This is a genomic window from Photobacterium sp. GB-36 (assembly GCF_003026135.1).
GTDB lineage: Bacteria > Pseudomonadota > Gammaproteobacteria > Enterobacterales > Vibrionaceae > Photobacterium.
In genome coordinates this window covers 86,959-106,170 of the sequence record NZ_PYNY01000001.1, presented here as the reverse complement: position 1 = coordinate 106,170, position 19,212 = coordinate 86,959, and the positions used below count along the sequence as shown (strand labels likewise).

General features: G+C 38.6%; 17 protein-coding genes and 4 tRNA genes. 8 read left to right on the top strand and 13 right to left on the bottom strand.

The features are described from left to right. Positions 1–27: 27 nt before the first annotated feature. Genes C9J46_RS00495 through C9J46_RS00470 form a run of 6 tightly spaced genes read left to right on the top strand, consistent with a single transcriptional unit; the run spans position 28 to position 8,898 of the window. Positions 28–2,076, top strand: a complete 2,049-nt coding sequence (locus tag C9J46_RS00495) for a protein kinase family protein (RefSeq protein WP_107290368.1) — start codon at positions 28–30, stop codon at positions 2,074–2,076. Beyond that, the gene (locus C9J46_RS00490) at positions 2,067–2,891 is read left to right on the top strand and encodes a protein kinase (protein WP_107290367.1); all 825 of its coding nucleotides are present in this window, start codon (positions 2,067–2,069) and stop codon (positions 2,889–2,891) included. Before C9J46_RS00495 ends, C9J46_RS00490 begins: the two co-directional genes overlap by 10 nt. Before the next feature lie 5 nt (positions 2,892–2,896). Further along, a complete protein-coding gene (locus C9J46_RS00485; RefSeq protein WP_158259605.1) occupies positions 2,897–5,983 on the top strand; it encodes an AAA domain-containing protein in 3,087 nt (1,028 codons plus the stop codon). Continuing rightward, entirely contained in the window at positions 5,976–7,238 is a 1,263-nt protein-coding gene (locus tag C9J46_RS00480) for a hypothetical protein (RefSeq protein ID WP_107290365.1), read from the top strand. The genes C9J46_RS00485 and C9J46_RS00480 overlap by 8 nt, the downstream gene beginning before the upstream one ends. Next, a complete protein-coding gene (locus C9J46_RS00475) occupies positions 7,238–8,524 on the top strand; it encodes a hypothetical protein (RefSeq protein WP_107290364.1) in 1,287 nt (428 codons plus the stop codon). Before C9J46_RS00480 ends, C9J46_RS00475 begins: the two co-directional genes overlap by 1 nt. 47 nt (positions 8,525–8,571) lie before the next feature. Then, positions 8,572–8,898 carry a hypothetical protein gene (locus tag C9J46_RS00470; RefSeq protein ID WP_107290363.1) on the top strand — a complete coding sequence of 109 codons (327 nt, stop codon included), beginning with the start codon at positions 8,572–8,574 and terminating at the stop codon, positions 8,896–8,898. Positions 8,899–9,155: 257 nt separating this feature from the next. Here C9J46_RS00470 and C9J46_RS00465 read toward each other — a convergent pair. The 11 genes from C9J46_RS00465 to C9J46_RS00415 all read right to left on the bottom strand — a co-directional run bounded on the left by C9J46_RS00465 (position 9,156) and on the right by C9J46_RS00415 (position 16,174). Beyond that, positions 9,156–9,232 (bottom strand) — tRNA-Val (locus C9J46_RS00465). 43 nt (positions 9,233–9,275) lie between these two features. Beyond that, positions 9,276–9,352 (bottom strand) — tRNA-Val (locus tag C9J46_RS00460). A gap of 42 nt (positions 9,353–9,394) precedes the next feature. Then, positions 9,395–9,471: transfer RNA gene (locus C9J46_RS00455), tRNA-Val, on the bottom strand. Between the two features lie 38 nt (positions 9,472–9,509). After that, a tRNA-Val gene (locus tag C9J46_RS00450) sits at positions 9,510–9,586 on the bottom strand. 219 nt (positions 9,587–9,805) lie between these two features. After that, the gene (locus C9J46_RS00445; RefSeq protein ID WP_005367367.1) at positions 9,806–10,066 is read right to left on the bottom strand and encodes a DUF5062 family protein; all 261 of its coding nucleotides are present in this window, start codon (positions 10,064–10,066) and stop codon (positions 9,806–9,808) included. 131 nt (positions 10,067–10,197) lie between these two features. Continuing rightward, positions 10,198–11,280 carry a DUF3080 domain-containing protein gene (locus C9J46_RS00440; protein WP_233217602.1) on the bottom strand — a complete coding sequence of 361 codons (1,083 nt, stop codon included), beginning with the start codon at positions 11,278–11,280 and terminating at the stop codon, positions 10,198–10,200. Between the two features lie 92 nt (positions 11,281–11,372). Further along, positions 11,373–12,743, bottom strand: coding sequence for an MATE family efflux transporter (locus tag C9J46_RS00435; protein WP_107205844.1), 1,371 nt, complete (start codon positions 12,741–12,743; stop codon positions 11,373–11,375). A gap of 225 nt (positions 12,744–12,968) precedes the next feature. Continuing rightward, on the bottom strand, positions 12,969–14,123 hold the full coding sequence (locus C9J46_RS00430) for a hypothetical protein (RefSeq protein ID WP_107290361.1): 1,155 nt from the start codon (positions 14,121–14,123) through the stop codon (positions 12,969–12,971). Then, complete coding sequence (locus C9J46_RS00425; protein ID WP_005367375.1) at positions 14,120–14,500, bottom strand: GtrA family protein; 381 nt, start codon at positions 14,498–14,500, stop codon at positions 14,120–14,122. The genes C9J46_RS00430 and C9J46_RS00425 overlap by 4 nt, the downstream gene beginning before the upstream one ends. Beyond that, a complete protein-coding gene (locus C9J46_RS00420; protein WP_107205846.1) occupies positions 14,493–15,515 on the bottom strand; it encodes a glycosyltransferase family 2 protein in 1,023 nt (340 codons plus the stop codon). Before C9J46_RS00420 ends, C9J46_RS00425 begins: the two co-directional genes overlap by 8 nt. Before the next feature lie 14 nt (positions 15,516–15,529). Further along, positions 15,530–16,174, bottom strand: a complete 645-nt coding sequence (locus C9J46_RS00415) for a riboflavin synthase subunit alpha (RefSeq protein WP_107290360.1) — start codon at positions 16,172–16,174, stop codon at positions 15,530–15,532. 294 nt (positions 16,175–16,468) lie between these two features. Here C9J46_RS00415 and C9J46_RS00410 point away from each other — a divergent pair, with 294 nt between their 5' ends. After that, entirely contained in the window at positions 16,469–17,077 is a 609-nt protein-coding gene (locus tag C9J46_RS00410; protein ID WP_107205847.1) for a riboflavin synthase subunit alpha, read from the top strand. 61 nt (positions 17,078–17,138) lie between these two features. Here C9J46_RS00410 and C9J46_RS00405 read toward each other — a convergent pair whose 3' ends face one another. Then, the gene (locus C9J46_RS00405) at positions 17,139–17,342 is read right to left on the bottom strand and encodes a CPXCG motif-containing cysteine-rich protein (RefSeq protein ID WP_107205848.1); all 204 of its coding nucleotides are present in this window, start codon (positions 17,340–17,342) and stop codon (positions 17,139–17,141) included. A gap of 230 nt (positions 17,343–17,572) precedes the next feature. Then, positions 17,573–18,442 carry a fructosamine kinase family protein gene (locus tag C9J46_RS00400; protein WP_107290359.1) on the bottom strand — a complete coding sequence of 290 codons (870 nt, stop codon included), beginning with the start codon at positions 18,440–18,442 and terminating at the stop codon, positions 17,573–17,575. A 358-nt stretch (positions 18,443–18,800) separates the two neighbouring features. Here C9J46_RS00400 and yqfB point away from each other — a divergent pair, with 358 nt between their 5' ends. Next, positions 18,801–19,127 (top strand): N(4)-acetylcytidine aminohydrolase, encoded by a 327-nt coding sequence (gene yqfB / locus C9J46_RS00395; protein WP_107205850.1) that lies wholly within the window; start codon positions 18,801–18,803, stop codon positions 19,125–19,127. The last annotated feature ends 85 nt before the right edge of the window (positions 19,128–19,212 follow it).

Below are 19,212 nucleotides of genomic sequence, written 5' to 3'. Positions count from 1 at the left end.
AAATATAAAAATGGCTAGAAAACGACAATGGAATTGCAGTTTAAAAATGTCTCGGGTAAAGACAACGTAGGGGATTTTACGTGGATACACCAGTCTGGACGTCAAGCGTTAATTGCGGACATGGTATCGGGTTCTGATGTTCACAAAGGTCTCGATTTATTAAGCAGTTGGCTGACAGTTAACCAAACGAATGAACCTTTTAATGCTGAACAAGTGATTGCGGAACTGCATGATTTGTTTCAGGCAAACAACGTTCAATCGACGCTAGGTATTATCACGCAACAACAGGCCTGTTTTGAACTTCACTTCGTGGGCAATATAAGGCTCTACAGAGTAGAAAAACAGGTTGAGCAGATCAAAGAGGTGGGGGATGAGATCCATCCTTTGTCTGTTGTTGGCAGTGAATATTCTCCAGTTATTCAGCACACAGTATTCACCCCCGATCATCACACTAAATTTATAGTGACCAGTGACGGGCTAGACAGTTCACTTATGCGTTCATTAGCGCTGAGTTCAGAAACACTGAGTGGTGGTCAGTTACATCGCAAATTGCTACCAGCAGTGTGTGATCAAGATTGGTCGGCACTTGTTTTCCCAATGGCAAATGCTCAATCATTTGTTAATCATCACTGGCCTTATAACCCTTTTGTTGGGCCACAAGAAGATCGCTTACATGAACGAAGAGGCCTTGCTGAGATAGCGACAGAACTATTTAAACAACCAATGTTTGAAGGGTTTCGCATTGTCTCGTGCCCGCCGATTTTAAATGAAAATTCGTCCCGGCTGTTTGATGGGTTATTGGTGTACCCATTCGGGGTTATTCCGCTGGAATTAAAAGATCACCATGGCGCTATTACCATTGATATGGGAACGAATAAGCGTAATAGCTTGCTGGTGGAAAACGATCTTGGCACAAGCTATTTATCAAACCCAGCCACAAAATTACGCGAATCGTTAAGGCGATTTGGCGACTTGCCTCAATTAAAAGGCTTAACGCCTGAGTTAAAGAACGCCGGTCTTGTGATTTTTACTTCGCATCATGCTGATGTTGAATGTGTGTTTGATGGGCAATCGACACCTGCGCCATTTATGCAGGCTGGTGAGGTGATGGTGGCTAAATCAACGCAATTAAGCGAGCTGCTATTTCAGTTCTGCCGTGCAAGGTTTGGCAAAAAGTTGAAGAAAAGACTGACAGATTCTGAGATTAATCAGTTAGTAAAAGATTTGACTACGTTGCCAACGCAACCTGCACAGGGAGCTATTACGGTAGGTGACTACGAGCTGGAATTAACACCGATACAAGCTGAATCGACCGATTATTTCACCGTATATAACGCCCATTTATTTAATGAACAGGTATGGGCCAAGTGTTTTGATCTAGACCATTTGAGTGCGGTTCATCGCCAAAGTGAACTTCAAAGTTTAGGTCGAGAAGCGTTAGTACTGAAAAGGTTGAGCCGAGTTGAAGGCGTGCAACGTTATCAGGATAAGGAGTTGGTTGACGATAAGTTTTATGTGTTTGTTGAAAAAGCCCCTACGACAACGTTGGCACAATGGTTACAAACGCAGCCAGCGAAAGAAGTACGGCTGAATGTTCTTATTGCTATCGCTGAGACAATGAAACAAATTCAGTCTGTTGGCGAACCAGAGATCATTCACCGTGCGATTAACTTATCGAATATTCGTGTTGGTGACGACAGTAACCCTATTTTGATTAACTTTGAGCTTTGCCAACAAGAAATGGTGGCAACGTTACCGCTTAATGCACGCCGAACGTTTGAGCAAAAATATCAAGCGCCAGAAGTGAATGAGCCTGGTCAATCACTGACTTTTGCGGCCGATATTTTCAGTTTTGGCTTAATTATATTGTTTTCATTAACTGGCGAATTACCTTTTGAACAATCTGCCAAGGAATTGGTAACCAAAGGACGCCGCCCTGTATTTTGGAAGCAGTTATGTCAACAGCTGGATGTATCACCAAAACATGCTGAATTCTGGCAGCGAATTCTTCATGTGACACCAAAATATCGCCCAACCATTGAACAAGTGTTAGAGGTCTTAAAGACATGGAAATGACAACAAGTGGTTATGCACAACAGTACCCTAGAGATAAAGTAATTTATCAATGCCATGCAACTAAACGGGCTTTTTATCGTGTCAAGCTTCCTCAACTTGGCTTGTACTACGGGCTTAAAGAAATTGAGGTAGCGGAAGCGAGAGCAATAAAAGAAATTAAAAATGAAATCATTGCGTTAAACCGTTTACCTTTTGGCATTGCTGCAAAATGTCATCAGTATTGGCAAGAAGGAAATAAGCATTTTTTATTGATGGACTGGATAGAGGGGATTCCTCTTAATGAATTTATCCGTTCAGCACCAACAAATCGCCGTGAGTTCGCTCAGCGAATTAAAATAGCGGAAAAAGTGGGATGGAAGTTAGTTGAACTTCATCGTTACAACGTCACCCACAGGGATTTGAAACCGGAAAACATCATCATTCATTGTGATAAAAACGCCAATGTCAGAGATGTGAGTTTTATCGATTTTGGTTTATCTAACCAAAAACGCCAGATGGAAGAGGGAACTGCACATTATCGCTCGCCCGAACAGGAATTTGTAAGGCAGACAGGGCTTACACATGCTTCTGATATTTTCTCATTTTCTCAGTTAATTCATTTTTTATTAACGGGTTCACCGATTCTACTTCAACCTAATTTTGATGGTTCTGGTTGGGATGAATTGAACCTTGAATTACCGCCACTCATTCCTCAGAAATTCAAAGATACCTTAATGCAGGGTTTGGAATTTGACGTACGAAAGCGCAGTAAGCAGGTATTTACCATTGTGAAAGCGCTACAAGACGTATCAAAACAATTAAATAGCAAAAGGTAATGACTATGTTGGCACACAATCAAACCGTTCCTTTTTGGCCAGAGGAAAAAACCGCTAAATACCCATCAATTTTGCCTTTACTTTATAAAGTGGAGAAAAATTATCTTGATAAAAATTGGCCTGATAATGGTGAGTCTCAAGAAGCGGTTATTAAACAAATAAGATCGGCTCAAAAGGGATGGGTTACCTCATTTAAAAGGAATGATTCCATATTTGTTACCTTGCTTGTAGGTAAGTACAAAGTAACCATGAATGTTGCCAAAAGTGATGATAATCCTCGCTTGTGGTTAGGTCGTATTTATTATGCAAACAACCAAGATCGCCAACGTATGCTTGAAAAGGGCGTACTTTTAGAGTTTGGTGGTGTACGGCTTTTATCTGGCCGAGAGTTCGGTGTTGGCTTAGAAAAGACTGACTATAGGTACAGCTCAGGAGAATACGCTTCAGAGCTTTTGGATATTATTAAGTCACCTTGGAATGTTGAAGGAGAAGAGCGAGAGCAGAATGATATAACACAAGAGTCGTTGTCTTTTGAAGAGCAAGAAATGGTTGAAGTACTCCGCTGTTTTATTGACTCGGAGTACGAACTTGAAAGGATAGCCGCCCAGCAATGTATGCCTTTTCAAGCAACGTCTATCACTGCGCGAAGTGAAAGGACGACTTACCGACTTCATTATGAATTGAAATTTGATGAGTTTGACTATTCTCGCCTTGTTGAGACACAGCCAACATTGTTGGAAATGCTCAATGAGATGCGTGAACCGACAGATATCTTAATGGAGATAGCAGATCTTAACCCTGTTGAGAATGAACCTATTATCCATGTCAGTATTGAAAAACAAGCATTAGATTCGCAAATACCAGAGCAAGCGTTATTGAATGTTGCGGCATTACCAACCTTGAAGAAGGTGCGTAATGCAGTGGTTGATTCGCTTGAGTCAGAAACATCTAAAAACCCTTGGCTGCTATCTTTGGCTGCAGGTGTATACGATCACTCCCCATTAACGCCAGTAAAAGTACCTGTTCCTCCAAGCAAGTTCCCACCAACGCCTTCTCAAGTTAAAGCGATTGATAGTGGAGCGGGTAGTGATGACTATACCCTTGTTCTAGGGCCTCCTGGGACGGGAAAAACCACAGTTATTCTTCAATGGGTGAAGTACTTTGCTGCACAAGGTAAACGGGTACTTGTTACGTCGCAAAATAATAAAGCCGTTGATAACGTTTTAGAGCGCCTTGCTGAAGAGGATGATTTTGAATGTCTTCGTATCGGTAATGAGAATAAGATCAGCTCATGCCTTGAAGATATTACATTAGACAACAAAGCAGCGAAGTTACAGGAACGGATGTTCAGTTCGGCAGATGAAACGCTGAAAGTACTTGAGCAGCAATTGGCGCATATAAAAGGGTTACTTGTTAGTAAAGATGAGATCATTGAACAATTAGACGCTGCAGAACTGGCTCAAAGTGATCATACTCACCATACCAACACCTTATTAGAACTTAAAGATAGCTTGGTTGAAATTGAGCGAGATATTGTTTTAAAAAATAATACCTTAGAGCAACTAAGTAAACAAATCATTGAGACTCAACAAAAAGAATGGCCAATATTTAAATCTGTGTCGCGTTGGCTCAATAACAAAAAAATAAGTTTAATTAATTATCGGATCAATAAAGTTAACCTCAAGACGAGTGAGTTAAAAGCTCAGCGTTTTCAGCTTGGCAATACTATTGAGGAAACTGAATCGAAAATTACTCAAGCTCACAGCCTTATGGACAGTATTCATTGTCAGATTGAAGGCTATTTCGAACAAGTCACCTCACTGGTTGATGATATTAATATTCCAGGAAGCAGTGGAAAAAAAGTGACTAAATTCGAGATGGAAAGTCTTGATGAGCTACTAGTAAAGGTTTCCAGTATTCATACCAACCTTACCGAATGGTTCAATAAATTAAAAACGGAACGTCAGCAAGCCTTATATAAGATTTTAATGGAAAATGTAAATGTGGTTGGGGCTACCTGTATTGGTATCAATACGAAGGCGTTGTTTAGGGAACTCGATTTTGATGTTGTTATTGTCGATGAATCAGGACAAATCCAACTTCATAATTTAATCGTTCCGTTATCACGTGCTAATAAGGCAATTCTTGTTGGCGATCACAAACAACTTCCACCTGTTGTGAGTGATGAAGTTCTAGAAGAAGTCGAAGCTAAAGATTTTGGTGATTATAAAGATCTCTATCGTCTTAGCTGGTTTGAACATCTTTGGAATGGCGCCCCTGAAGACCGCAAAATTATGTTAGACACGCAATTCCGATGTCCATCTATGATCAGTGATTTTGTTTCTGAAGCATTCTATGAAGGTAAGTATTTTGCGGGTGTAGGGATGGATAAGAAGCAACCATTACTGTCTTATTGTCCTCAGCCAATGATCTGGATTGATACTACTTGGCTCCAAGAAAAGGCTGAAAAAGCAACGTCTGAAGATGGACGCGCTGTTGTACAAGATAATGTCTGTGAAACTGAGCTTGTTATCGCGCTGCTTAAGTCTTCAATAAAAGAGATGCCTGAGCTTGCTGAAAATCGCGAGATTGGGATTATTGTTCCTTACGCTAATCACGTAAAGGCGATTCAAAAAGCAATAAGAAGAGAGCAGAAACGAGGGCAATTGTCTGAGTTAACCATGCCTCTAAATGAGTTAGTTGCATCAGTAGATAGCTTCCAAGGGCAAGAGCGCGATCTGATTATTTTCACTTTTACGCGTTCAAATCGACAGGGCAAAGTGGGCTTTTTATCAGACTGGAGACGTCTGAATGTGGCGCAAACACGTGCTAAGAAACAATTGGTAATGATTGGTGATTCCCAGACGCTGACCAAAGGTGCTGACAGACAGAATGCCCATGATGTTGAGTTTAAAAAAGCAATGGTATTGCTAAAAAGTCAGTGTCATAAGAAAGGCGCATTGCTGCAAGCTTCGCGCTTCCTTCCTGATGCAAAAACGGTTCAAAGACCAAAAAATAATACCGCATCAAATAACCGTAAAAACTCAAATACTCGATCTGCTAAGAAAACGTTGGTGAGTGAAAATGGCTAAAAAAAAGAAAACAACTAACCCTTATTTCAATATGTCAAAAAGCTACGCTGAGGTTTTGAATTCTCAAATAAAGCCAGATGAAACGCTGTTTTACGTTCGTGATAATTTATTACCAATACTCAACGTGAAAATTTTAGTCAAAGAGCGTAGCCGAGAGGAGCTCAGTGATATTGACTTGATGATCTTCAAGTTAATTGAACAAGGTATTAGCTCTATTAATTCAATTGTGGTCTTAACCGGTCTTGCTGAGAAGTTGGTGACAAAACATATCAGTGAAATGGCTGGCCGTTCATTTGTTGAAATGGATGAAGGTAAATTACTGCTGACGGAGCTTGGTGAAGAAACCCTTGAGCATGGTGTGCCAGTCAGAATTGTACAGCGAGCTTTTCGTTATTGTGCGGTATCAGAACAATTGTTGCCGCGAGAGGCATACCAACTACCTTATACAGAGCTGGATAGCTTACGAAGTAAGGAATTCACAGGAAAAATAATATCAAGCCATATTTTAGAAGAGTCACAGCTAGTTAACTTGAAAGGGATGGATCTCTCGCTAATTGAATCTAAACGAGACCTTGGCATTACAGATGAAGCACTCGCATTTGGTGATATCGTGGGTTATTCCTCAGGATACCTGCAAACAAGGTTATTTTTAGTGGGTCAGAACCAGCCAGAGAGAGCGATGGTCACTTTTGGTAAGACGTGTATCGAATATGATTTAAAGAAAATCTTAGCGACGATTACAGCATTAAAAGATCCTAACATTGTACGAAAATTGGGTGAGTTCAATCAGGAACAAGAGAAAAAACAAAAACTAATATTTGGTGAAGGTGAGATTGCGCTTGATGAATTTGGCTTACCTATTATCAACATTACTAAAGCGAATGTTGAGTGGTTATCTAAAGACGTAGAGTCAAGACAACAAGGTATTCTAATGTGTGGAACTGATCATTTAGCCGCTAAACCATTAGGTTTAAAAGCATGGGGCAAGTTTTCAAGTTTATCTGGGCTGACAATTCGCTATTTTCTTAGAGAAAAGAATTTGCAAGATGACGCTGCTAAATTGCGTAAATATGTGGAGATGTGTGACGCATATATGTTAACGCCAAGGGATGAAAGAGAGTACCCAACGATTGCAAAATATGTAGAGAAGACATTACCGAGTAAGGAAATTGAACAGTTACGAGAACTTGCAGAGCGATACTCGATTACACGGATTAGTAAATCCTTACCCAAACAGGAAGTAGTGGTAGATTAATGACGGAATATAAATGGCAAGGGTGGGGTTTTTTCCCACTCTTTATTTCTAAGCAAGCATTCGCAAAAATTGTCAGCGATGAAAAGTGGCAACATTGGACAAAGGATCTGACGGTTGATGAAATTAAGGATAAAAGAAGGTTTTATTCGCGATCTTGTGCTGATTTATTAAGGCCAATTGAGTCTGGAAGGTACGTGATAAGTCAAGACAGTGATACTAAGCCACTATTTTCGTTGTTACTACCCAGTAAAAATGAAGATGATGAAAAAGTTATTAATATTACTCAGCTACAGTTACTTGCTTTAGGTGAGGTGAGCTTGCTGTATATTCATTTTGACTCATCATTAACATTTACTGAATCTGATATTTCTAAGCTAAATAAAACCGTTTTTCAGTGGGAACCAAGAACTGAAAAACATCAAGTAAGCCAATGGCTTAGTGCTGAAGATAAGATCCAAGGCTTAAAACAGCATATTAGCGAGTTGCTAGATATTCCCCTAGAGCAAGACAGTCATTATGAAGAAGATACATTCGGACATGAACTGGTTAATTGTACTTGGATTAAGCAAATAAATGGATTTGAAGACGATAAGTCTATTTGCGTTAGTGAGTTGAGTGCAGGCATTAATTGTAATGATCCAAGGTATAAACTTTCTAAAACAGAGAAGCAGAGATTGGTCGATTCACAATTCGATTATTGGGCAGATTGGCGCTGTCAATTTAATCTAAATCGTTTAGTTTTTGTGGACCAAACGCCTGAAGAATCGTCCTTGAAGTGGAATCTATCTAATAATCACTATTACCTCGATTTATTTGCCGCTGTTATTTATCAAAGAACGATATTAAATCGCTTTAAAGATGAAATGATGCTTTGTAGTAATAAGCAGCGTGGCGAGTTATATGAGCGTATTTCTAATTTCAGAAGGCAATACAAAATAACTCATATTTCGACATATCCCTTTGCTGAAAGGCTTTACCAGTATTTTTGCGTTCAAGCTGATTTATCGTCGATTGAAGATAAAACGTTTATTGAATTAGAGCACAATCATGCGCTTTGGAAACAGGAGAGAGAAGAATCTACAAATACGGTGCTTTTACTGGTTTCCCTTGTGGCTGCACTGTTAGTGCCAGCGAGTTCGATTGCAACAATTATGGCTCTTAGCGACGATCAGATGACGCCTGTTTATTGGATTCTGTCGGGTTTTATTACTCTTGTCACAATCGTTGTTATGGTTTGGCCGCCATTTAAGCGTTACCTAAAAGATAGAAAGTTAGAGAAGCTGTAAAGAGTTATTTCTAATTTTAAAAACAATCAATTATTAAGGAGTGAGGTATGTTTTGGATTTTATTTTTTATCATTTTATTTTTAGTTTTAGGTTATTTTTCTAATGCTGGAAAAAGGAATAATATTAAGTTACAACAAGCGCAAATAGATAAATTACGAAAGTGTCCGACATGTGCAGAAAGAGTTCAGTTAGAGGCAAAAAAGTGTCGGTTCTGTAATGAAAAGCTAGACCCAATTACGAATGAGGAACTCATTGAAATCGAAAAAGATTATAGATTTCGAGTGGCGTCCTTAGATTATGATACAGCGAATTTCAAAGTCGATAACGACCGTAAAGAGAAAAATAAATTAGATTGGGACAATAACTCAAAGTAGTTTATGTTGAGAAAGTCATGAGATTTATTGATTTATAGTACGGTTACATGAGTCTGACTTAATTGCAAAATAAAAGGTGCTCAGTAATTCGTGATTTTTGGTCACATTGATTGTTTTTTGATTTTTAAATCGAAGATAGTGAAAAAGGGTAATGAAGATAAATTCACATTAATTCTTATTGATAAAGTAGGAATTTAAGATTTGTTTGATAGAGATACAAAAAAGCCAAGCATAACGCTTGGCTTTTTTATGAAATTTGGTGGATCCGGGCGAACTCGAATCGCCGACCCCCGCCATGTCAAGGCGATACTCTAACCAACTGAGCTACGGATCCAAATATGTTATCTATACGGCATCTTAAAACAACGAATGAAATTTGGTGGAACCGGGCGAACTCGAATCGCCGACCCCCGCCATGTCAAGGCGGTACTCTAACCAACTGAGCTACGGTTCCAATTTTCTATAGCGTTTACTTAAATAAGTATGCACATATAAATGGTGCGTCTGAGTGGACTCGAACCACCGACCCCTACCATGTCAAGGTAGTACTCTAACCAGCTGAGCTACAGACGCAAATTGTATATTTATGATTTCTGGTTTTAATCATAAATTGGTACGAACGAGTGGACTCGAACCACCGACCTCTACCATGTCAAGGTAGCGCTCTAACCAGCTGAGCTACGCTCGTAATATGTTCTACTGAACGACAAGCATATTAGCGAGTCACTTGTAACGAGGCAAGTATTAAAGTTGGATTTTTTAGTAAATTCAGTGCGTTTGCTTGCACAATAGCCAGTTTTAATAAAATTATGGTGATGAAATAGTCGAAGTCATATTTTTAAGTAGGGCATTGCCAATTAAATGTAATGTGTAGCGCAACAGAATGTGCGCTACACAAGTAGATAGGTTAGTTTAAAAGTTCGTGATCGGGCGGAAGTAAGCGGCTGATCCATAAAACCAGCTTATGTTTCATATGAACGCCGTCCTCTTGATCCACGGCAAGAGGAGTGATTTGTTTACAATCAACCAGTAAGCGATAAATACACTCAACACGGTCGGTAGAGCCAACACTGCGGTCTAAATCGCCAAAACCTTGTTTTTTCGCGAATGCAAAGCCTATTTCTAATGCTTTTTTGAGAAGTTTTGCTTCATTCTTGGTTTTCTTCATGCGTATCTCCTATATCCCTTAGCGAAAATATATACAAATTTATTGTCTTCGCGACTGTAGAAGCTGAGTTTAAATTTTAGTTTAAAGCTCAAATTTTTGAAGCAAAGTTATTCTATCAAATTAGAATAAAGTTATTGTCCAACTTTGAATTTACATTGTTTAAACAGACGTTGCCAGAATTTAACGTGCGCTAATGTGGCTTCATGAAATTGCTGATACAGATCGCCATCAACATAGAATGCTATATAGGTTTGCATCGGTGAGGAGAGGTGAATATTCGGTTGATTCAATTGTTGAAGTATCTGCTGTAAAACGGGCTGTATTTGTCGATATTGTGAATCAAGTGTTGATAAATAAGGCTGGATAGTTGGAACATAAAACTTATAGAAAACATTACGAAGATATTGTGCTTTTTGCTGATTCATATTTTTGCCACACAAAATTGCATCTTGTGACTGAGTAAGTTGTTCTGTAATTGTGTTCAGCAATGTTGTGGTGCGCTGCATTGAATAGAAAAGATCACCAATATATCGGCTATTATAAATTTGTTGTTGGTGCTCAAAAAGAGCCTGATATTTATCCTTGTTAGAATAAGGTGCAGTGATGTTATTTGAGCGTTTGATGCTATTTGAAAGTAAATTATTGATATAGCTAAATGCGCTTAGGCTAGCGTTAAATTGAGTGGTTTGATTACTTTCAAGTAGATGATGGCCTAGCGTTAACTGTTTACGCCATTCTTCTCCAGTAAAAAGCGTGTTCCAAAAAACCAATGGGAGCTGCTGTTTCTTTTGCTGATAAATAGGTGCTAGCTCGGTTAATAAATCAGAGTCTTTAGGCAGTGTTTCTAAACAATACTGTAGCCCATCTAATAGTAAAAGTTCATAGCGGAGACCGCGGGTTTTATCTTGAACTTTACCCAAAATCGAATTTCGCTCTGCAATCAATTGGAATAAGCCACATTGCCGTAATTCATAGGCATCAAGTAGACCAATTCTAATATCCGCTAAAGGCTGAATAAGCTCTCGTTTCGCGGGTAAAAGTTGTAAGGGCGTTTCAGGAAAGGGGGTTTTGTCTATATCGAGTACATTAGCCAGACGCTGATGATAGGTATTAAAGGCGTCTTCATTGTGATTTTGCTTACAGCCTATCAGCATTATTGAAATGAAAAGAATCAGAGACAGTCTATGTGGGAAAATAGAGATAGATACAGGCATAGGCGTCTCTTAAAGCATTAAGTGAATATTCATCATACTGATTATTATCAATATTAGATCAAAAAAGGCGATCTGATGATCGCCTTTTTGTGTTATCGGTATGACATTTCAAGTTGCTTTTCAGCATCAAGTTTATGCACATGGTGTATTCGCCAACCAAGCATAATGGCTGCCGCAGTTAAGCCGAGAATAAAACCAATCCAAAAACCTTGCGGGCCCATTGCTGGTACAATCCAGTTTGTTAGGCCTAAGACGTAACCTGATGGTAGTCCTATTAGCCAGTAAGCGATGAATGTACAAAAGAAAATGGCACGCATATCTTTATAACCACGTAACGCACCTGCAGCAACAACCTGAACGGCATCACTGCATTGATAGATCGCTGCAAGTAGTAATAATTGCCCAGCAAGCACGATGACTTGTGGATTATGAGTATAGAGCTCGGCAATGTCTTCGCGGAAAATAACCGTCATCATAGCGGTACAAATAGCTAAAGCCGTACCGACAATTAAACCGCAATGGCTTGCAATACGTGCACCATCAATATCTTGTTGTCCCATTTTGTGGCCAACACGAATGCTCACCGCTGCACCAATACTCATTGGCAGCATATACACCAGTGATGAGAAGTTCATCGCTATCTGATGCGACGCTACTTTATTTGGGCCTAATGGTGAAATCAGTAAGGCAATAACAGCAAACAGTGAAACTTCAAAGAATAGCGAAGCTGCAACGGGAAAGCCTAGTTTAAATAAACGTGAAAGCGCTTTTAATTGAGGGCGATAAAATGTGCTAAATACCCCAACACTCTTTAACCGTTTATTAATTAAGACATACGCTAGTAACGCAAAAAACATGAACCAATAGACGATAGCTGTTGCCACACCACAGCCGATCCCGCCTAATTCAGGCGCTCCAAACTTTCCGTAAACGAAAACCCAGTTTAGTGGGATATTGGCCAGTAAGCCTAAAAAGCCGATCACCATGCCTGGAATGGTAAAAGATAAACCTTCAGAAAAACTCTTTAGAGTTTGGAAGAACAAAAAAGCAGGTACAGCAAAAAGTACGGCATATAAGTAACCGACCGTTTTTTCTGCTAATACAGGCTCTACATTCATGTAATGGATTAAAGAACCCGCGTTATACAATATCAACATGGTTGGGATGGATATTAAGATCGCAAGGTAGAAGCCATGTTGAACTTCAAACGGAATACGCTCTTTTTTACCTGAGCCGCTAAGTTGTGCCACCACGGGCACAAGTGCCATAAGTAAACCAACACCAAATAAGATAGAAGGTAACCAAATACTTGCAGCAACAGCAACGGCTGCCATGTCAGTCGCACTGACACTACCCGCCATCACTGTGTCAACAAAGCCCATCGATGTTTGTGCAACAGAGGCAATGAGCACAGGCACGGCAAGCTTTATAAGCTGCGCGGTTTCTTTTTTATAGTTATGCACTATTTTTGGCTCCAAAAAGAGGAATATAAAGGGGAGGAGTCAAGTATTAAAATGCTTCTATGGCATTCTATTTTGTACTGCCAATGATTTTTCAGGATTATATAAACAAAAGGCGTATAACCAAAACAGAATATTGGCAATTTACATAATTATTGCTCTGGGGTGGGAATAACAGCAGCTTAGTAGATAGTGTTTACTCATTAAGTTGCTGTTTTATCGAGAAAGTTAAACCGTAAACATCATATGGCTGTAAAAGCCAATCGCGATAAAAGTACTTGCTGCACTAAAGATACATAGCATTGGTGTTTTAATATTCGGATAACGTTCAATAAGTAAAAGTAAGCCAAAAAAGGTTGGATATAACCCAAACGCATAACGAGGCATCGCATTTAAATTTGATGACAGCGGTAATATCAAACAAATGAACATAAATATGGCTTCAGCGTAGTATTTACGCACGACCAAATAGATATTTAGTATAAACGCGAGTATCGCCATGATGGCTAAGTAAAGCTTAGGACCGCCTGTTTCAAAACCATAGAGGATCCAGTGAAACGGATTGGTTAATTGACGTCCCCATGCAATTTGGATGTGTCCAAAAGCCAGCGCATCACCTACATGAAAGTAGAGATAAGCCATATAGGTGAAAAAGCCGAAAGGGATCACCCATATGGCTGAAATTGCTTTCAGTGCCGGGGTTTTTAAGCGAACAAAGCTATTTATACCGTAGTGTTGAATCGCAATAATGAGTACAGGAAAAACCAAGAACACGCCAAGGTTACGGGTAATAGCGGCTAATAGACCTAAAATTGCGACCCATCCCCATTGTTGGCGATAACTAAACAGGAATACACCAGTCACGAAAACAATGAAGAGCGGTTCAGTATAGCCTGCAGTTGAATACACAGTATAAGGTGAAAAGCACAATAACCAGATAGCAGCAGACTGCGTTGCTTTGCTGAAATTAAGCTGCTTTAACGCCATTAAAATAATCGGCAGGCTGAATAAAAACGCTAAGTTTGACGCTATGACTAAACCTAAGCGGGCATTGTTAATTGGGTTTTCAAAAAAGAAAAATTTTGAAAAGATCCAACCAATAAAGGGCTGTAGAGGCATAAATGCCCAGTTAGCCGCATTCTTTTGACTTAGCCATTGTGGCACTAAATCATAGCCATTTTCGATGATCCGATAAAACCAGACACAGTCAAAGCGACAAATAGTTTGCAATAAAGGCTGTTCAGCATAATGTCCAGAAGCAAACTCGGCTACTCCCCATAAACCTAAACAGTAGATAACGGTGCGACTCACAATAACGGCAAATATAATGGTCAGCCATTCTTGTTGACTAATTTTGATTGAAGGTAAGCTTAATGTAGTCATTTAAACACCCAAAATTTAGCCAAGATGAAGGTAATTACAGGTACGCAAAGGGTTGATATTGTGACCGCCAGCCAACCTGAGAACATTGCAGATTTCAACAATGAAGCAAGGATTAAATTGTTAATAAAAAAGCCCATCAATGATACGGCCAAAAATTTTAAAAATGATCCTTTCTGTCCAAACGTAAAGTGGCGATGTCCAAAGTAAGACACTAAAAAAGCAATACTAAAACCGATCACGTTGGCACTGTATTCTGATGGATCTTGGATTTGGAAAAAATATAGTCTAACAACAGACAAGTGTACGGCTGTTGCAAGTAAACCAATAATTGCAAATCGATTTAATTGCCAAAAGTGCTTTAAAAATGACTCATTCATTGATGGTTTCTAACTCTTTTTCTGTCTCTGTAACAAGAGGTTGTGTGTTTTTTTCACTATATTTCCCATAGACACCTTCAACAAGGTAAATAGGGCGCTGCTTTAGTTCGGTATAAATGCGGCTGATATAGCCACCAATTACGCCTAATGAAATTAATTGAATCCCCCCAAGGAACAGAACAACGGAAATGGTTGATGCGTACCCTGGTGTATGAATACCAAAGAAAACAGTACTGACTAATACATACATTAAAAAGGTAAAAGATAAGCACGAGATACCAAAACCAACAAACCCCCATACACGTAGAGGCCAAGCAGTAAAACTTGTAATACCATCCATTGCGAAGTTCCATAACTTCCAATAGTTGAATTTAGTATCACCAACATTTCGCTCAGGACGCTGAAAATCGACGCCGATTGAGCGGAATGAAGACCAAGCCAATAAACCTTTCATAAAGCGGTTACGTTCAGGTAATTGTTTTACTGCTTCAATAACACATCGGTCAATGAGACGAAAATCACCGACATTTTCGGGTAAGATTGTTTCTGCAGATAAAAAGTTGAAGAAACGATAGAAACCGCCTGCAGTCACACGCTTTAACAAAGTATCTTGTGAACGGTCAACACGAACACCATAAACTGTATCGTATTCCCCTGTTTGCCATAATTGGACAAATTCAAGGATCAGTTCTGGTGGGTCTTGTAAATCAACATCTAAAATCACAGCAGCATCACCTTTTACGTAATTAAGGCCTGCGGTCATGGCTGCTTCCTTGCCAAAATTACGAGCGAAGTTAATTAAGCTAATTGAATCATCTTTGGCTATTTGAGCTTCAATTACAGACTGTGTTTTATCTTTACTACCATCATTAATGAAAACAATATCAATATGTGAGCGGATGGAGGAAAGCTTATTATTGATTTCGTTAATAAATGGCTCAATAGCGACTTCTTCGTTATATACAGGAACGATAAGTGACAGGGTATAGTCTGTATTTTTAAGGTTATTATTCATATTATTTACCTTAGTTATTGATCATTAAAAGGTGACGCGATTGTTGGTTTTGTTGCTTGATGACTATCGTTTTTAGATAAAAAGGCAAAGTCCACCAACTTAAATGCCAACGGTGTTAATGCCTTTATCTGCAATGTTTGTAATGTATCGCCAGACTTAAATGCAGATGCTGGGATAATGGCATCAAACACATTAGATTGTTTTGTTGGTGCAAAAACGCCATGCCATTGGTTTACTGAAAAGTGCAATGGTGAGGATAGTGAAGATGCTAATGTGATACTGACTTTAACCTTTTGCTTTACCTTATGCGGAAGCGTGAAATAAAACCCGCCAGTACTTGTTAATAATCGAGCACCATTATCAGCGTCTTCATTCCATCCTGCGCGTGATAAATAGGGAACTTTTGTTGAAAGTTCTAGCGATGATGGAATCTTTAGAGCAAGGTTAGGCTCTTTAGGCTGCCAAAAGAGAGTCTGAGTTTTAATGTAATAAGCCTTGTACGCAATACTTACGTTCGGGGTTACTGCTTTATATAAAACCCAAAGATAATAACACGATAAGATCGTAATTAACGTTAGTAGCGTAATACGTAATGTTTTACAAGAATGGTTTTTTTTAGTGCTTATTGGCATGGCATCATTAGCGACATCAATAGTCATAATATACCTATATTATTTTGTATTCGTTATCTTATTGCTGTAAGAATACACTTTATAACTTTATTCCCAGAAGGGATATGGATTTCATTGCCAAGTTGTTTTTTTGACAATTAATTGTCATTGGTAAATAACATAGAAAAGGTTAATCAATGCTGTATAAGAAAAGTAAAAGTAAGACATTGAATACTCACTTTTAAATATTGGCTTATTTGATAGTTTTTCTATAAAAAAGAGCTATAAAATCAAGATACTGATTAACAGCCTAAGTTAATTATTAACTCAGTTAGGAGCGTTATGTTTACGGGAATTGTACAGGGAACAGCAGAAATTATTTCGATTAGTAAGAAACAAGATTTTCAAACTCACGTAATACGTATGCCTGCTAATTTATTAAGTAATGTAGAGCTAGGGGCTTCGGTTGCTCACAACGGCTGTTGTCTGACAGTGGCGGAGATTAATGATGATTTGTGGTCATTTGATTTGATGCAAGAGACACTAAATATCACTAATCTTGGTTTAGTTAAAGAAGGTGATGTCGTCAATGTTGAGCGTGCAGCAAAGTTTGGCGATGAAATCGGTGGGCACTCTATGTCTGGACATATTATGTGTACAGCAGAAGTATCTAATGTTGTTACATCAGAAAATAATCACCAGATCTGGTTTACTTTACCGCAAGCACAGATGAAGTATGTATTCACCAAAGGCTATATAGGGATTGATGGTATAAGCCTCACCATAGGTGATGTGGTCGAAAATCGTTTCAATGTGAATTTAATCCCTGAAACATTACAGCGTACAAATTTAAAAAGTCGTGTTATTGGTGATGTGATTAATATTGAAATAGATCCTCAAACCCAAGCGATAGTTGATACTGTTGAGCGTGTAATGGCAGCAAAATCATAAACGAGAGATTAACTAGACCGCTTAGCGTAACTGGTCTAGTTAATTGATCATGGAATTAGTATTAAAAAATTTGCTCGTCATCAGCATCGATAAATAAATTAATGGTTTTGTGGAGATCATCAACCTGCATATTGATATGAATCGGATTACAGCATGCAGAGCAATCATCATAAAACTCTTGGCTACCAGCGCTTGCATCTAATTCAATGCGTATGATTTGTCCACAATGGGGACAGCTAACGCTTTGTTCTGAATAGTTTTTCATTATTGCACTCCTTCACTCGCAGTCAGTTATCAGCAGCAAATTTAATTTAGGTTATGTTGATAATATTCGCTATAACTAAAAATACTATTGATAGCCTAGACGCTGGCAAAAGCGTTTGCAGGTAAACTTATTTTACTGTGGTGATAATAGCTATCAATGAAAACTAATGTACGACGAAAGATATGCAAAAGCTTATACATACCTTACGTCGACACATACATAGAATTTAATTACTCATCTAATAGATTAAGCCTGGCTATAATGTATTCAGCTTGGCCCATATATTCGCCACCAAAGAGTATGCAGTGATTAAGAATATGATAAAGGTTATAAAGCTCTTTACGCTCTTGATACTCGGGGGGAAGAGGATAGACTGAATTGTAACCCTTATAAAAGCTGTTTGGGAAACCACCGAACAGTTCTGTCATAGCAATATCACATTCGCGATCCCCCCAGTATGTGGCGGGATCAAAAATAATTGGGCCAGATACAGTTAGAGCAGTATTGCCATGCCATAAATCGCCATGTAATAAAGAAGGTTTCGGCTGGTGGTTAACTAAGTGTTTAATGACATTGCTAGTAATAATGTCAATATTACCAAATATAATGCCTCTTTCTTCACATAGTTGTAATTGCCATGCGATACGTTGCTCTGCAAAAAAACGACACCACCGGCGATGCCAACGGTTAGGTTGTGGCGTTAAACCAACATAATTATCAAAATCAAAACCGTATTCAGCTTGCTCACCCCATAAATGCAGTTTTGCTAATTGCTGACCTAATTGATAACCAGCATTATCATCGACTTTTTTTGTTGGTAAATAATTCAGTGTGAGGAAGGATTTATCGCGGCATGTACCAACATGGATATACTGAGGTACTTGAACACAATTGGCTTCATTAAGAATACGTAAACTTTCTGATTCAGTTTCAAAGACAACGAGCTGTTCTTTATCATTGAGTTTGAGAAAGAAACGTTGATCACCATCGCTAACGCAATAGCATTCATTGACATCGCCCCCTTCAAGCGTTTGTCGCTCAATAATCTTAAATGGTCGACCTAGTACATCTGACAGTTGGTGAGAAATGGCTTGCCACATAATCATCCTCCGCACTGAAACGTATGTATACAACTTGTCTATCAACATCTTAGACTATATATCGAGTGAAGAAATGTGAACTCAGTGTGATTTTAGTTACTGTTTTTAAAAACTTAGAATTCAGACGATAGAAAGAACAACAAAAACAAAGTATTAAAATAAACCACCGCATAAAATATATGTTCTTCTTTTTTAAATAAAAAATAATCACATCGTAAAAATATGCGTAAATCTTAGATGGCGATTCAATAAAAAGTAATTAGACACTAATTGATAAAGATACTTACAAAACAAAATGTATTCACGTTGAGAATGCAGGTAATCTACAGCACATTACTTTTAGGAAAAGATATAAAATATGAACCAGAAAATCATACCAACAGACATGACATTTTTTGAACGTTTTGAAGCCGATATTCTTTCAGGAAAAAAGACAATCACTATTCGTGATGAGTCTGAAAGTCATTATGTTCCAGGTTCACAAGTAAAAGTCTCCACATTTGAAGATGGCCGTGAATTTTGTACCTTACAAATCGATAGGGTAGAGCCTATCTTGTTTTCTGAACTAAATGATTTTCATGCTAAACAAGAAAATATGACACTCGATGTGCTTAAAAGCGTTATACAAGATATCTATCCTGGGATAGAAAAACTGTACGTTGTTAGTTACACCCTCGTTGACTAAATTATTGTTATTAATTTAAGAGGATTCTTTGCAATCCTTTTAATCCGTTTGCTATAGTACAGGCTCGCTTTTCTTTTAGTGTGCC

Bases quoted from the DNA above. Each gene is read 5' to 3' on its own strand.
- C9J46_RS00490 (WP_107290367.1), top strand. From the start codon at position 2,067: ATGGAAATGACAACAAGTGGTTATGCACAACAGTACCCTAGAGATAAA.
- C9J46_RS00470 (WP_107290363.1), top strand. From the start codon at position 8,572: ATGTTTTGGATTTTATTTTTTATCATTTTATTTTTAGTTTTAGGTTAT.
- C9J46_RS00405 (WP_107205848.1), bottom strand. From the start codon at position 17,342: ATGAAAAACTATTCAGAACAAAGCGTTAGCTGTCCCCATTGTGGACAA.
- C9J46_RS00410 (WP_107205847.1), top strand. From the start codon at position 16,469: ATGTTTACGGGAATTGTACAGGGAACAGCAGAAATTATTTCGATTAGT.
- C9J46_RS00400 (WP_107290359.1), bottom strand. From the start codon at position 18,442: ATGTGGCAAGCCATTTCTCACCAACTGTCAGATGTACTAGGTCGACCA.
- C9J46_RS00495 (WP_107290368.1), top strand. From the start codon at position 28: ATGGAATTGCAGTTTAAAAATGTCTCGGGTAAAGACAACGTAGGGGAT.
- C9J46_RS00485 (WP_158259605.1), top strand. From the start codon at position 2,897: ATGTTGGCACACAATCAAACCGTTCCTTTTTGGCCAGAGGAAAAAACC.
- yqfB (WP_107205850.1), top strand. From the start codon at position 18,801: ATGAACCAGAAAATCATACCAACAGACATGACATTTTTTGAACGTTTT.
- C9J46_RS00425 (WP_005367375.1), bottom strand. From the start codon at position 14,500: ATGAATGAGTCATTTTTAAAGCACTTTTGGCAATTAAATCGATTTGCA.
- C9J46_RS00475 (WP_107290364.1), top strand. From the start codon at position 7,238: ATGACGGAATATAAATGGCAAGGGTGGGGTTTTTTCCCACTCTTTATT.
- C9J46_RS00430 (WP_107290361.1), bottom strand. From the start codon at position 14,123: ATGACTACATTAAGCTTACCTTCAATCAAAATTAGTCAACAAGAATGG.
- C9J46_RS00480 (WP_107290365.1), top strand. From the start codon at position 5,976: ATGGCTAAAAAAAAGAAAACAACTAACCCTTATTTCAATATGTCAAAA.
- C9J46_RS00445 (WP_005367367.1), bottom strand. From the start codon at position 10,066: ATGAAGAAAACCAAGAATGAAGCAAAACTTCTCAAAAAAGCATTAGAA.
- C9J46_RS00440 (WP_233217602.1), bottom strand. From the start codon at position 11,280: ATGCCTGTATCTATCTCTATTTTCCCACATAGACTGTCTCTGATTCTT.
- C9J46_RS00420 (WP_107205846.1), bottom strand. From the start codon at position 15,515: ATGAATAATAACCTTAAAAATACAGACTATACCCTGTCACTTATCGTT.
- C9J46_RS00415 (WP_107290360.1), bottom strand. From the start codon at position 16,174: ATGACTATTGATGTCGCTAATGATGCCATGCCAATAAGCACTAAAAAA.